Here is a 13,788-nt window from a genome sequence, read left to right as displayed (position 1 = left end):
GATTGCGATTAAAAAGTCAGGTTCAGGTTAGCACCGAAACTTTTGACAGAAGGCGTCTGAAAGCTCGTTGAATTTCCGGTTGCGCCCGTAAACTGGTCCAGGTCGATGTTTTTCGTGTATTTACCCGTGAAATAAAACAGGTTACGTCCTACGAGCGAGATGCTGGCTGCTGTGGCAAAGCGGGTTTTGGCCAGCAGTTTCGCGGGGAAGTTGTAAGTGACTACCACCTCGCGCAGTTTCAGGTAGGTCCGGTTCTTGGCAGCTACGTAACCCGACTGATAGTAGTTGGTCGCCCAGGCCTGCCACAACACCGGCACATTATTTTTTTCGAATTCACGGGTGTCGGAGATCACATTACCATCCTGATCCGTGTTCAGCTGGCCTTTGACAATGCGCATTCCGTCGGTCATCACCGATCCTTTGTAGTCGGAATTATCGCGGTTGTTCCAGTCTTTCAGGCGGAACTCATTGGCCGACTCCGGCGCCGTTCCGCTACCAAACTGCTTGGTATACATATAGTTATTCACCTTTCCTCCAAAACGACCATCCACCTGGAAGCTCAGCGTGAATGATTTGTGGGTAAAAGTGTTGTTGATCCCCGCCGTAAACTTATTGTCGTAGTAACCGATTTTGGAATTGTAGGGATTGTAAGCGGGCATCCCATTTGACCCCACGATAATGCTGCCGTTTTGGTCACGTTGGAAGTCTTTGATGTAATAGGCGTCCGCACGTTCCCCTACGTGAATGTTACCATCGCGATTTTGCACGCCGTCGATCTTGTCCAGCCATTTATGATTGGTGGACCAGTTGGCGGATACGTTCCAGGTAAAGTTTTCATTTCTAACGACGGTTCCGTCCACGCTCAGCTCTACACCTTTACGTACATAGGTGAATGCGTTGCGCTGCACACCAGCCACTCCCGAGGTGATCGAGGTTGGCACGCTCACGATCCCCGGCCCTTCGACATTCCTGAAAACAGCGGCATCAAACCCGAGCCTGTTGTGCAGGAAACGCATTTCCAGACCGAGTTCAAATGTTTTAACCCGCGCGGCCTCCAAATTGTCGCTGTAAAGCGTTCCCGTGTAACTCACACCCGTGTAAGAATTGTTCCAGCGGCCCGAGTTACTGTAAGTCGGAAGCAATTTGTAAATTTCATACTGGTAATCTTCGTCTACAAAATCGCTGGCCACGTTGGCATAGGAGCCACGCAGCTTTGCAAATGAAACAGCTTGCGGAAGATCGATTACTTCGGAAAGCACCGCGCTCAGCGAAGCCGACGGGTAAAAATAGGTGTTGTTTTTCTGCGGCATCGTGCTCGAACGGTCCATACGCCCTGTCAGGCTCAGGAACAGGAAGTCCTTGTAATCCATATCCACAAAGCCGTACACGCTGCCTACCCAGCGTTTGGCCTGGTCGTTGGCCGATGTAGCCGGCTGCGCCGAGTTCGAAAGGTCATAAACACCCGGCACGATCAGTCCTTTGGAGGTGATACCATTCAATAAAGTCACTTTCACCGAGCGCAGGTTACCGTACAACGAGGCATTGAGGCCAAAGTCCTTTCCAAAACGGTTTTCATATTTAAAAGAAGCCTCGGTGTTGTTTTCCCAGAACGTGTCATAGATTTCGGAATAACCGCCTGCCTGGTTCGGGAAGCCGAAGTTATACAGGTTGGAAGAAATCGGGGCGCGTGTGCTCCGGTTACGGTTCCAGGTGCTGACGTTGGTCCTGGCATTGAATGTCAGGTGATCCGTCAGCTTGTAATTCATTTGCAGAAACCCGTAAACGTCGTTCTTGTAGTACGTTTTCAAAGCCTCATAAGCCGTCATCCAGGGGTTATCGTAGATCGTGTATTCCCGGTTAAACTGCTGTGCATTTTCCTTGCCTGGCTGCCAGTAATTGCGCAAATCATTGACATCGTAATCCACGCCGCCCCAAACGGTAAATATGTAAACCGGGCTGGCGGGACCATAGTCGAGCGTCGGGTAATTGGGTGAATACTGGCGGTTGTAGTTAATGCTCGCGTCAAAGCGGAGCTTTTTGCCTGCATTGATCCCCCCTGAGATATTGACATTGGTAGTACCCAGTTTGGTATTGGGCATCTGCCCCCGCTGGAACATCTGGGATACCGACAACCGGAAATCCCCGAAATCGCTCTTGCTGGAAATAGCGAGGTTATTGGTGCTCAACAGGCCATTGCGCAGGAAGTTTTTGAAGTTATCCTTCCCTCTCGCAAGCCAGGGAATGGGAACCAGCTCGCCGGTGGAAGGATCTTTGGGGCTGTTATACTGCGTAATGGGCTGCCCTTCAAAACGCGGACCCCAGATATTGTAGTCGTTATCATTGATCCCGCCGCCCCGGCCATCTTTGAACGCGTACTGAAAGTCACTTCCGGGACCATATTCGGTCTGGTATTTCGGAATGGCGTTGAAACCGGTCTGCAACTGGGTACTGGAATTGAAATCGACCGTAAATCCCTTTTTAGCACCGCTTCCCTTTTTAGTGGTAATGATGATCGCGCCATTCTGTCCGCGGTTACCATAAAGAGCCGCCGCACTTGCGCCTTTCAGGACCGAATATGTCTCGATATCGTCCGGACTGAGGTTCCAGGAGTCGGTGTTTACGGGCACACCATCGACCACATACAAAACGCCGGTGCGCCCACGCAGGTTTACTTTCGGGCTGGAAAAGAGATCGGTGCTTTGCGCAATGGTTAAACCGGCCACTTTACCCGTTAGTGAGCTGATCGCATTCGGTTCGCGGGCCTTCACCATGCTCGCCCCTTTTACCTCCGAAACCGCGTAACCCACCGCCTTCTTCTCTTTTTTAATACCCAAAGCCGTCACTACCACCTCGCTGAGCTGGCGTTGGTCCGCGGTTAATGCGATATCGATGACGTTGCGTTTGCCGATAGCGACTTCCTGGCTCACAAACCCGAGGAATGAATAGACCAGCGTATCTTTCTCGCTGTCCGTGCGAAGCACGTAGCTGCCCGTTGCATCGGTCACGGTTCCGCGCGAGGTACCTTTTACCAGGATATTCACACCCACCAGACCTTCCCTGGTCGCGCCGTCAGTTACTTTGCCGGTCACCGTCGTTTCCGCGTCGGTTTTGCCCCGGCCATCCGAACGGCTTATACTATACGAATCCATTTTAACCCTCCCGGGATACACACTTCCCGGGAGCAACGGCCCCTTACCGGCGATGGCCGGAGCGCCGAGCATGCCCATCCACAATGTCAATGCGACAGACCAGCATCCGGCCGGATGCGTCCGTTTTGGACTAGTAATGTTTCTTTTCATGAGTGATATATTAATTGGCTGATATTCAGTAGGCAACAGGTCTCCACGAAGGCTGTCGAACCTTCGATGCAGTGATCAGGAAAGACAGAGCAGAGCTGTACGGGGACGCCATTAATCGTCTCAGTCAAACAGCGCGAACTGAATGTACCTCATCAGGCAAGGCAAATATGTGAACAAATACTAAACAATGTCAGATTAGCTCAGTTTCAAAATGTTCTCCGGTTGAATAACGAAAGTAAAATATTATTTAACTTAAATACAAGAAACACGCCAAATTTTATTATCCCATCCTTACCACCCATCGATAATTTCCGACCGTTTGATAGCGCATATGAGTTGCTTGATAACTGCATAGTCATCTATTCCGGTGCAACAAAGATATTCATCCTACTGGCAGCCCGGGCCGAATGTGTGTTAATTAATATTTAACAAATAGTTGAATCTGTTAACAAAACTTTCAAAACAGCTCATTGGAAAGGCTCCACTCAATCACTCTAAAAAGTTAAGTATTAATAAACACATCAAAAGTTTTCATTTAGCCAATATTGACTTAATACTAGAACGCCAACTTTACCACACTATGAGAGCACTACGCATTGCCCTGATTGTCATATCCTCCCTCGCCCTCTGGCTCGTTGTACAACAGTTTTTCTTTTGCCCCCGCTACCAGTTTCATACGCTAGCCCCGTTTCAGGGGCCGGTGATCACCAATCCCTACGAATCCATCGATTCCTCCAAATGGACCAAGTGTAACTTTCACGCACACGCAAAAGCATGGAGCGGGGTTACAAACGGCCATGGAACGCCGCAAGACGTGCATCGTGCTTACGAGGATCTCGGTTATGGTGTGCATTGTGTGTCCAATTATCATCATATCGACTCCACCGGCCACAAACACACCAACTATCTCCCAGCCTATGAGCACGGCTATAACATTCGCAAAACCCATCAGCTCGTGCTCGGAAGCAAATACGTCAGGTGGCTGGATTACGTCCTTCCGCAAACACTCCACAATAAACAGCATCTATTAAACCTGCTTACGGAACCCCATAACCTGGTTATTCTGAACCATCCGGCGTTACGCAACGGGTATACGCCCGGGGACCTTGCATTGCTCACAAACTATGACTGCATGGAAGTCCTTAACCCGTCCGTTACCTCGACAAAAGAGTGGGATGCAGCCCTTTCGGCAGGCAGGCGGGCATTTATTGTGGGGGACGATGATATCCACGATGTCATTTCCAAAGACAGGCTGGGCACCCGCTGTACTTTTGTAAATGTCCGGCATAATTCTGCCGGAGATGTTATCAGAGCCTTGAAAACAGGTCAAAGTTACGGCGTGATCGTAGGCAAAGACCAGCAGCACGCTTCCCTCCCTGGCCTCCTGCATGTGACCGTACAGGCAGATCACATGGAGATACAAATGAGCCGGACCGCTCAGGAAGTATCGCTGACGGGGCAGAACGGCAGGATTCTGATAAAAGCGCAAAATACAGACCGCATTAGCTACCGTATCAAACCCGGGGACCATTATGCGCGGGCCACATTTATCTACGACAATGGTACCACTATTTTCCTCAACCCGGTGTACTTCACCGATCCGAATGCCAAACCAGCACTACCGGTTTCAGAAAACACGCTGGAAACGAATCTTTTTCGGCTGCTGGGGACTTTCATTCTTTTTATATGGGCCGCGTTGGTCGCCAGATTCACTACGAAAGAACCAAAGCGGGCCGCCAGAAGGCAGCCAGCTGTAAATAAAGATGTCCCTGTTATGTAAACCATTGCTTATGCTTGATTTGAAAGCCGGTCAGAAACCCCTTTTTTCGCTCATCCTCGTATTCACCCTTATCCGGCTGCTCATCGCCAATCTGATCAACCTCGGTAACGACGAGGTTTACTATTTCACTTACGCAGTCCTGCCCGACTGGAACCATTTCGACCATCCGCCGCTGGTAGGCGCTTTCATCCGAATATTCACTTTCAACCTGCAACTAAACAACGAGGTAATGGTCCGGCTGCCGGGCATTATTGCGGCGGCCGTTAACACCTGGCTCATTGCACGCTGCGGCGAGCTTGTCAAAAACCGTCGCACCGGCCTGATTGCGGCATTGCTCTATAACACCTCCATTTACACGAGCATCATCTCGGGCATTTTCATCCTTCCCGACTCGGTCCAGCTGGTTTTCTGGCTGGCAGCCTTGTGCACCATGCTTCGAACGATCCAGTCGGGCCGGCCGCTGGTAATTCATAAAAACCTGCTTTTGACAGGTCTGTGGATCGGCCTCGCAGTCATGAGCAAGGTGCATGGCGTGTTTCTCTGGTTTGGATTTTTAGGCTTCATTATCATCGACCGGCGTGGCTTGCTGAAAAGTCCCTACTTATATGTATCGATTGCGATAACGGTGCTCATCGCCTCGCCCATTCTTTTCTGGAACATCAGCAATGATTTCGTCACCTGGCGCTTTCATAGTGAACGCGTTACGGTAACGGAGCAGGGCATTGACCTGAAAGCATTCTTCCGTACGCTGATTGGTCAGATATTATATGCCAATCCGGTGCAGATCACGCTCTTTGTCCTGACCGGGCGCGTGATCGCGCGGCGACAGAATTTCCTGGATGCCTCGGCAATGGCTTTACTCCTGTGGTGCAGTATCCCCATTATATTGTGTACGACGCTCGTTTCAATTTTCCGCGATACGCTACCGCATTGGAGCGGACCGGGCTTCATTGGCCTGATGCTTGTGGCTGCCGCATGGGTGGAAATCCAGGTGGACAATCCCGCAAGGCGTCTTTACCTCAAAATGCTGAATGCTTGCGTAACTGTGATTGCATTCGTGTTCATTGCCGGCCCTTTACTGATCAAAAGCTATCCGGGCACCATGAGCCCGAAACCGTTCCCCAAAACCGGCTCAGGTGATGCTACACTGGATATCACCGGTTGGGAACAGCTCCTACCGGCTTTTGAGAAACTGAGGAATGATGATATCGTCTCCGGCAAGATACGCCGGGACGCCCCTCTTGTGGTTCATAAATGGTTTCCAGGCGCACACATTTATTATCACGTCGCCTATCCGTTAGGTATGCGCTTCATAGGCGTGGGCGAACTGAACGATTTACATCAGTTCTGCTGGCTGAACAAGCTTTACGGTCGCATACCCGCAGGCGCCGACGCGTGGTACATCTCCCCCTCCAACAACTTTACCAACCCGGTCGAACTATATGGCGATGCGTTCCGGTCCATCGAAAAGGCGGCAACCATCACCCAGCGACGGAACGGGCGTGTCGCAAGATACTGGTTTGTCTATCGGTTGAAAAAAGCGGAACGCGCTGTCGGCTACCAGATTACAGACAGCGTCAGAAGTCATCAACAATAGCACATATTCCATTGATTATCAGTCAAATAAAAAATTATTTTCAAAAATAATCGATCTCCGGTTACATTTTTTTTATCTCCATACAACCATTTCCGGATCTTGCGGCCTCTTTAACCCGAATACGCTAAAAACCATCGCATGACTTCGGAGGCTGATTTGATTTCAGGATGCCTTTTACACGACAGGGTTGCCCAACGACAACTGTACGACCGCTATAAAAAAGCAATGTACACGCTTGCCTACCGCATTACCGGTGATTTTGACGACGCCAACGACGTATTGCAGGACGCGTTCCTGGATGTTTTCCGGCATCTCGACCAGTTCAGGGCGGAAGCGACATTGGGTGCCTGGATCAAGCAGATCGTCGTCAGAAAGTCTACGAAGAAAAAGAAAATGGTGATGTGGCAGAATGTGGAAGACTACACCGGTGAAGTGATCGACTGGGGCGAGTCCCATATCAATGCAGCTCACCTGGAAACAGCGGTGTTATCGCTCCCGGACGGGTTCAGGACCATTTTTGTTCTTTCCGAGGTGGAAGGCTACACACACCGTGAAATTGCCGTGATGCTCAACATTTCCGAAGGTACGTCGAAATCGCAGCTATTTTATGCCAAAAGAAAGCTCCGCGCGATGCTTTCCGCCAACTGACGTTTATAATGGAAACAAATCATAAGACATTACAAAATGCGATCCGGGATCTTCGGGAATACGAACCGGAAGAAAACGTATGGGAGGCTGTCAGGCAAAAAATGAACGATGTTCCGCTCCAAGCCGCATTGTCGCAAATGCCGGAGTACGAACCGGATGAACGGTTATGGACATTAATAATCCGCCAACCGGCACGCCGGCGGTTTGTGTGGGGATATGCAGCCGCGGCCATGATCGTGATTTCTGCAGGCCTGCTTCTTATCAGGACCAAAACCGCCTCACGGATTTCCTATACCGAGGAATTAGTAGATATGCGCCTGCAGACTGACACTCATCTGGTCACCGACGAGCAGTATCAGAAACTGAAGGCTTATTGCGAAACAGAGACCCTCGTATGCGACAGCCAGGATTACAGGCATTTGCGACAGGAATACGAGCGGTTAAGCTCGGCTTCGGAAGCATTGCAGCAGGCCATCGGCAGTTTCAATACCGAGCCGGAACTGATGCGGCAGTTCAACGATGTGGAGCAGCAGAAAGCTCTGATTTTAAATAAAATGGCCAAAATGATTTAGCATCAAACATCATGAAACCAAAACCACATTGGCTTAACCTGCTGACGGCCCTTCTCTGGTGGGTTCTGCTGAACAGTTCGGCGAATGCACAAGGCACGCTGCAGGTAGCCACAAAAAAAATTGAAAGGACTATCGGCGGCCCCGCTGTACGCACACTTTACATCACCGCCGAAAAAGCGGACATCGAAATGGTAACCTGGGACAAGTCCGACATATCGGTCGTCATGGAGCTGTCGGCACGTCACCCCAGCCGGGCTGTTGCTACAGAGGATCTTTCCAAGTTCCAATATATCGCCGACCGGAACGGGAAGGATTATTTTTTACGAAACTACATCGTACTGAAAGACGGCGAAAACAAGCCCTTATCCAATCTCAAAGCGCGCTACACCATCCACTTGCCGCCGTCGTGTGCCGTAGATCTTAAAAATTCATTCGGGACCATCAACCTGAAAGGACTTACCAACCAACTTACCCTGAAAGCCGACTTCTGCACGACCAACATTTCAGAAATAAGCGGCAAAGGACTGCTGAATACCACATTCGGCGAACTCAAAGGAGATGAAATTACCGGGGCATTTTCTTTCGCCAGTGACCACACCAATGTTCGCCTCGAACAAATCTCCGGAGCGGTGAAGGTGGACGCTGTTTACGGGAACGTCGAAATTTACCCTGCAAATGGCCTTACCAGCCTTGGTATCCATTCGAGGAAGGCGGAAGTGACGCTGCTTGCGAAAAACTGGCAGCACTTCGACTACACCATCAACAGCGCTTATGCCACGATGAAACTGCCCAATGGCTTTAAGTGGAAGCGTAACTCCTCCGATTTTAAAGAAGCGTTCTTTTCGAAAAACCAGCTGGCCAACGTTGACATCAATGCCGAATTTGGCCGGGTCACGATAAAATAATGGGTGCTTTACTATTAGTCATGAACAAATAAAATAACCCTCCTCTCCACTACCTGACTTTCAAAAACACTAAACCAACGGCCTATTCGATCATACGTTTACATTACAACTCAATCCCACCCCTATTGTAAACCTATGCAAAAAGGCTTGTTGTTTTTCCTGCTTGTTTCAGCCCGTCCGCTGGTAGCACATGCGCAGGACACCATCCGGATTTCGTACGCAGAAGAATCCGACACACTGACGAAGCAACGCTTCCTCGACCGGTACGACAATGTGTTCATGACCAAAGTGCCCACAAGGCATATGTTTAAAATAGGTTTGTCGCAGTATTACCAGGCCAGGACATTTGCGCTTTCGGAAGATCGGACTTTCAATAATACGTCGTTGCAACTGGGATATGAATTCAAGTTTTTACCCGCATTCTCCATTGCACTGGCCGGGCACCTTCCCTACTACGACCTGAAAACGCCGTTCCGCGAATCTTTCCAAAACACGGTGTTGGATGCCCAGCTGCGCTGGTTTATGGCAATGGGAAAGCGGATACGAACCGGGAAAGCCGCCAATAATTTCAGTGGAAACTACCTTGCAATTTTCTACAATATGCCCAGCACCCGCGACGACGATCCCCGTATTGGCCTTAAATTGGGTTTTCAGAGGCGGTTCCTGAATCATGGCTTCATGGACTTTGCCGTTGCCTTGCAGCAGGGCACGCCGTTTTTCCACTACGGAGTTTTCGACAATTGGGATCTGTCGACTCAGGCCAGTTTCGGCTTTGCATTCGGGGATTGGAAAAAAGCGGAGATCGGGCCGCTCTGCGACGTGTTTTTGTGCGATGAATATCTGTCCAGTCAATGGAAGGTCCGTCTTCCGGAGCTTACCCTGGGGCCATACATGATCAGGACGCGCACCGGCGTTGCTTACGAACAGAAAATCGCGTCGTCAGCATTCACGATCAACTTTCAGCTCAATGCCGATTACAGCGACGGCTTCAATGAAATCAAAGCCCCTGGCCCGTATACCTGGTTTGGGTATGTCAATGTCCGGTCGAAAGAAAAAACGGCCGCGCTTTCCATACAGCCGCGGTACTACTTTCTCAGCAAGGTCCAGCGGCTCCGCGGCAAAGGCGGAAATGGCTTTTCGGGACCTTACGCCGGCATTAACAGCGCCTACGTGTATTACAAAGGGGGCCATCGTTTTTTCCGGTACGAGGCGGAGAATATCAATAGAACAACCCGGGCAATCCACGTCGGCCCCCTTCTGGGTTATCAGCTCCGGCTTTTTCGCCACGGCTATTTCGATTTCAATACCTCATACAACGTACAGGACTACTTGACAACAGACCGAACCGATTTCGGTTTCAAGACTAATATCGCCGTGGGGCTGGCATTCTGACACTCCGGCATCTGTATCAGTATTTCCCAATCCACTACCCATGAAGCTGACCGCGAAACACTGGGCCGGCATTGCTACGTCCGTAATACTGATCCTGCTCTTTCTGATTCAGCATCCTATCGGAAATGAACCTATGACAAAAACATCGCAAATGAAATATTACCGGGTGCGTATCAAGATTACCTGGCAACTCATGAACCTCAGGCAAGAATGCGCCGCTCAGAAAGTGGATGTGGCGCAAAATATGGTTCTTGAAATAAGACAATTGTGGGACGACCGGGATATGCTCTACTACGCGCTTCATAAGCGACCGAGCCCCTTTCCATCCGACAGCCTCCTGATGCTCGAACACCTGATTGACCAGCAGGTTCCTTTGAAAGCGGTGTTCCGGGAAATTGACAGGGTCGCGAAAGTCAATGAAACCAATTAATCATCAACACCCATGAAATACAAACGACAAAAATGGCTCAGAAAAACCCGGCTCGCGGGAAGCCTGTTCTTCACATTCACCATGGCGGGCTGCGGCCATTTCGAATTCAGCCCCAACCAATCATCCGACCGTTCAGCCCCTTCCGAACTGAATGCGCAAAACCTGACCAAACTGCGAAGGAATGCGGAAGATGATACGGTAACCATCGTTTTTGCCGGTGATACTCAGCGCTGGTATGACGAGCAGGAGCGGTTTGTGAGGAAAGTGAACAGCCTGAAAAATATCGATCTGGTGTTGCTGGCAGGGGATATTTCGGATTTCGGCTTGTTGCAGGAATTCAAATGGGTGCATAAAAGATTATCGGCGCTGCAAGCTCCTTATTTTGGCGTTATCGGCAACCACGATATGGTAGCCAATGGCAGGCAGGTATTTGCTAGGATGTTTGGCCCGCTGAATTATTCATTTGTATATAGCGGTATCAAGTTCATTGCCCACAACACCAATAGCCTGGAAGCTCCCGGTCAAAACGTTCCGGACCTCGGTTGGCTTGCCGGTGAACTGCGAAATAACGAGCACGCAAAGTACATCGTTACGGTTTCGCATGTCCCGCCATTCAATACGATGGAATTTGGTGAAAAGTCCGTGCAGCCTTACACGGAGCTCTTGCACAAAACCCCAAACCTTTTGCTTTCCCTGCACGGCCACGTCCACCAGCACCAGGACTTCTACCCTTTCAACGACAACGTGCACTATATAACCAGCTTCTCCTTCGGGCAGCGTGCATTTGTACTGCTTCAAATAATAAACGGTACTGTACTGAAAACGATCGTCGACTACTGATATGACTATCCGTCCGACACTGACTGCGCTCCTCGCAATGGGAGTTGCCTGCGCAAGCCATGCCCAGTTCTCCCGGAAGCTGGTTCCCGATTTTACCCACGTCCAATACGCGGGCAGCAACGGCTGGATGGGCATTGGCGCAGGTTATGATTTGTTCAGGCATCACCTGCGTGCGGGCGTGCAGTACGGGTATGTACCTCCGGACAAGGGAGGGACGTTGCATTTGTTCTCCGGGGCTGTTTTCTACCGGCCCGTCCGGGTCGGTGCAGGCAAGCAATTTTATATAAATCCTTTGGATGTAGGCTTCAAAGTGAGCTATCAATTGGGGAACAACTACTTTTTCCAGCTTCCGTCGCGCTACCCGCCGAATTATTATTGGTGGAAACCGGCGTTACGCCTGCATCTGGCTACCGAGTCGTCATTAACGTATCGTTTGGCCCGGACTGTGGGGATCAAGTCCGTCAGCGCCTATCTCGAACTCAATTCAAATGACCTGTACCTGGTCAGTTATGCGCTGAACCCCGGCTCCTTGGGAATTGGGGAGGTCGTGAAGGCGGGTGTGGGCCTGCGCGCCAATTTCTGAACGATTTAAAGTTGTTTATGCCAAAAAGTGATGCACAGAATGTATCCGGCAGGTAAAGAAGTGATTTTTGTCACTTTAATAAGCACGGACCGTACAAGCTCGTTCAAACCGCCGCTACCATGAAACTTCTACTCATTATTCGCATTGCAGCCGTCGCGATCACATGCGCCATTGTACCGCTCAGAAGCTGGTCGCAGGCCACCGCCGGCAAAATCATCCCGCTCTGGGAAAACGGTGCGCCGGGTTTTGAGAACAAGCGTAATGAGCCGGAATCTGCAAAGGATTACTGGGTCAAAAATATTCATAACCCTTCTTTGCAGGTATTTACACCACCTGCCGGAAAAGCCAATGGAACGGCAGTGGTCGTTTGCCCGGGCGGTGGTTTCCGCCTGCTGGTTTACAATGCCGAAGGTGTCGAACCGGCGGAGTATCTGGCCAAATTGGGGATTACCGTTTTTGTACTGAAATATCGTCTGCCGCGTGAAGAAGGCTCCCCCTACTCACTGGACAAGCACCCGCGCGAGGATGCGCTGCGTGCGATGCGTCAGGTACGCAGCCGGGCGAAAGAATATGGCATCGACCCGGCCCGTGTCGGAATGCTTGGGTTTTCGGCGGGAGGTGAAGTGGTTGCGTCGGTCGCCTACACTTCCGGCAAAGGCGATATCCATGCCAAAGATCCCGTCGACAGGCTGGATGGCAAGCCGGATTTCCAGATGCTGATCTACCCTGGTCCGCTGAGCATTCCCGAAACGGTACCTGCCGACGCCCCTCCCGCATTCCTGCTCGCCGCCAACGACGATCCCTGCTGCGGCGTCACCACTGCCAGCCTGCTCGTTAAATACCGCGAAGCCAAACTTCCGGTGGAAGCACACCTGTACACCAAGGGCGACCATGGCTTCAATATGGGTAACCGCTCCCCATGGCAGAGTATCAAATCCTGGCCGCAACGCATGGCAGATTGGCTGGGGGACAACGGCTATTTAAAGTAAATGTGTATTATACAACCCATTAACCGCCAACGTACCGCATGAAAAACCTTTCCATCCTTTCGATTTTGATCGGGTTAGCAGCCTGCCAACCCAAGGAAGCCAAACAGGAAACATCAGCGGCTCCGAGCGCTGAGAACGAAAAGATCGTCCAACAATATTTCGAGCACTTCAACAACCACGACTGGCGTAAAATGGCGACGATGTACGCGGAAAGTGCGGATTTTAAAGACCCTTCGCTCGGAGAAGGCATGGTGAAACAAAGCAACGAACAGATTATCAAAAAATACGGCGAGCTGCAACAAATCTTTCATGATGTCCGCGACAGCGTTGTGACGGTATATCCCTCCGGGGACAAGCACGTCATCGTCGAATTCATTTCCACGGGCACAGCTCCAGACAAAACCACATTTAAGCTGCCGATTTGCACCATTTTCACGATCGAGAATGGCAAGATCACGCAGGATTTCACTTACTATGACAATTTCAGCGAGTAGCGATTGGTATCCCCTTTTTGTACTGGTCGATTCTCCGGATAAGGTCCGTCACCATTTCGCCCTGCTCGATTACCCATGCGATGTCCCTGGGCGACAGATTCCAGTTTTCGGTCGGGCGAATGTAGTGCAGCACCAGGTCCGTGTACAACCGCTCTATTGCAATCGTTTCAACCGCAAAATCCTTGAAAAACTCGACGATTTGCTCGGCCGTCAATGGATATTCCGTGTTTGTTTTACTGGTATGACCAGGTTGACAAAC

At 50.5% G+C, this 13,788-nt stretch carries 13 protein-coding genes; 11 read left to right on the top strand and 2 right to left on the bottom strand.

The genetic code is table 11. The features are described 5' to 3' along the window. Positions 1–8 precede the first annotated feature (8 nt). Positions 9–3,299, bottom strand: a complete 3,291-nt coding sequence (locus BP71_RS03420; RefSeq protein ID WP_496376623.1) for a SusC/RagA family TonB-linked outer membrane protein — start codon at positions 3,297–3,299, stop codon at positions 9–11. Between the two features lie 580 nt (positions 3,300–3,879). On the opposite strand from BP71_RS03420, the gene BP71_RS03415 reads away from it, so the two are divergent. The 11 genes from BP71_RS03415 (at position 3,880) to BP71_RS03365 (ending at position 13,529) form a co-directional block, all read left to right on the top strand. Then, positions 3,880–5,079, top strand: coding sequence for a CehA/McbA family metallohydrolase domain-containing protein (locus tag BP71_RS03415; protein ID WP_496376621.1), 1,200 nt, complete (start codon positions 3,880–3,882; stop codon positions 5,077–5,079). A gap of 10 nt (positions 5,080–5,089) precedes the next feature. Then, complete coding sequence (locus tag BP71_RS03410) at positions 5,090–6,676, top strand: ArnT family glycosyltransferase (RefSeq protein ID WP_496376619.1); 1,587 nt, start codon at positions 5,090–5,092, stop codon at positions 6,674–6,676. Between the two features lie 138 nt (positions 6,677–6,814). Further along, the gene (locus BP71_RS03405) at positions 6,815–7,324 is read left to right on the top strand and encodes an RNA polymerase sigma factor (protein ID WP_496376617.1); all 510 of its coding nucleotides are present in this window, start codon (positions 6,815–6,817) and stop codon (positions 7,322–7,324) included. An 8-nt stretch (positions 7,325–7,332) separates the two neighbouring features. After that, on the top strand, positions 7,333–7,896 hold the full coding sequence (locus tag BP71_RS03400) for a hypothetical protein (RefSeq protein ID WP_496376615.1): 564 nt from the start codon (positions 7,333–7,335) through the stop codon (positions 7,894–7,896). Between the two features lie 11 nt (positions 7,897–7,907). Continuing rightward, positions 7,908–8,801: a DUF4097 family beta strand repeat-containing protein gene (locus tag BP71_RS03395; RefSeq protein ID WP_496376613.1), complete on the top strand. Its 894-nt coding sequence runs from the start codon at positions 7,908–7,910 to the stop codon at positions 8,799–8,801. A 135-nt stretch (positions 8,802–8,936) separates the two neighbouring features. Further along, complete coding sequence (locus tag BP71_RS03390; RefSeq protein ID WP_496376611.1) at positions 8,937–10,193, top strand: hypothetical protein; 1,257 nt, start codon at positions 8,937–8,939, stop codon at positions 10,191–10,193. A 40-nt stretch (positions 10,194–10,233) separates the two neighbouring features. Continuing rightward, a complete protein-coding gene (locus tag BP71_RS03385; RefSeq protein ID WP_496376609.1) occupies positions 10,234–10,623 on the top strand; it encodes a hypothetical protein in 390 nt (129 codons plus the stop codon). Between the two features lie 12 nt (positions 10,624–10,635). Continuing rightward, positions 10,636–11,463, top strand: coding sequence for a metallophosphoesterase family protein (locus BP71_RS03380; RefSeq protein ID WP_496376607.1), 828 nt, complete (start codon positions 10,636–10,638; stop codon positions 11,461–11,463). A 1-nt stretch (position 11,464) separates the two neighbouring features. Then, entirely contained in the window at positions 11,465–12,046 is a 582-nt protein-coding gene (locus tag BP71_RS03375; protein ID WP_496376605.1) for a hypothetical protein, read from the top strand. A 119-nt stretch (positions 12,047–12,165) separates the two neighbouring features. Beyond that, complete coding sequence (locus tag BP71_RS03370; RefSeq protein WP_496376603.1) at positions 12,166–13,035, top strand: alpha/beta hydrolase; 870 nt, start codon at positions 12,166–12,168, stop codon at positions 13,033–13,035. 38 nt (positions 13,036–13,073) lie between these two features. Next, the gene (locus tag BP71_RS03365; protein WP_496376601.1) at positions 13,074–13,529 is read left to right on the top strand and encodes a nuclear transport factor 2 family protein; all 456 of its coding nucleotides are present in this window, start codon (positions 13,074–13,076) and stop codon (positions 13,527–13,529) included. On the opposite strand, the gene BP71_RS03360 is transcribed toward BP71_RS03365, so the two are convergent. Further along, entirely contained in the window at positions 13,519–13,743 is a 225-nt protein-coding gene (locus tag BP71_RS03360) for a hypothetical protein (protein WP_496376599.1), read from the bottom strand. The two genes, BP71_RS03365 and BP71_RS03360, sit on opposite strands and share 11 nt — an antisense overlap. Positions 13,744–13,788 lie beyond the last annotated feature (45 nt).

The organism is Dyadobacter ginsengisoli DSM 21015, from assembly GCF_059568735.1.
Note: the sequence above shows the minus strand (reverse complement) of the source record. Positions and strands in the feature narration are given on the sequence as shown.

What these genes read in the sequence shown, in the direction of transcription:
- BP71_RS03420 (WP_496376623.1), bottom strand. Translation starts at nt 3,299, where the DNA reads ATGAAAAGAAACATTACTAGTCCAAAACGGACGCATCCGGCCGGATGC.
- BP71_RS03415 (WP_496376621.1), top strand. Translation starts at nt 3,880, where the DNA reads ATGAGAGCACTACGCATTGCCCTGATTGTCATATCCTCCCTCGCCCTC.
- BP71_RS03410 (WP_496376619.1), top strand. Translation starts at nt 5,090, where the DNA reads ATGCTTGATTTGAAAGCCGGTCAGAAACCCCTTTTTTCGCTCATCCTC.
- BP71_RS03405 (WP_496376617.1), top strand. Translation starts at nt 6,815, where the DNA reads ATGACTTCGGAGGCTGATTTGATTTCAGGATGCCTTTTACACGACAGG.
- BP71_RS03400 (WP_496376615.1), top strand. Translation starts at nt 7,333, where the DNA reads ATGGAAACAAATCATAAGACATTACAAAATGCGATCCGGGATCTTCGG.
- BP71_RS03395 (WP_496376613.1), top strand. Translation starts at nt 7,908, where the DNA reads ATGAAACCAAAACCACATTGGCTTAACCTGCTGACGGCCCTTCTCTGG.
- BP71_RS03390 (WP_496376611.1), top strand. Translation starts at nt 8,937, where the DNA reads ATGCAAAAAGGCTTGTTGTTTTTCCTGCTTGTTTCAGCCCGTCCGCTG.
- BP71_RS03385 (WP_496376609.1), top strand. Translation starts at nt 10,234, where the DNA reads ATGAAGCTGACCGCGAAACACTGGGCCGGCATTGCTACGTCCGTAATA.
- BP71_RS03380 (WP_496376607.1), top strand. Translation starts at nt 10,636, where the DNA reads ATGAAATACAAACGACAAAAATGGCTCAGAAAAACCCGGCTCGCGGGA.
- BP71_RS03375 (WP_496376605.1), top strand. Translation starts at nt 11,465, where the DNA reads ATGACTATCCGTCCGACACTGACTGCGCTCCTCGCAATGGGAGTTGCC.
- BP71_RS03370 (WP_496376603.1), top strand. Translation starts at nt 12,166, where the DNA reads ATGAAACTTCTACTCATTATTCGCATTGCAGCCGTCGCGATCACATGC.
- BP71_RS03365 (WP_496376601.1), top strand. Translation starts at nt 13,074, where the DNA reads ATGAAAAACCTTTCCATCCTTTCGATTTTGATCGGGTTAGCAGCCTGC.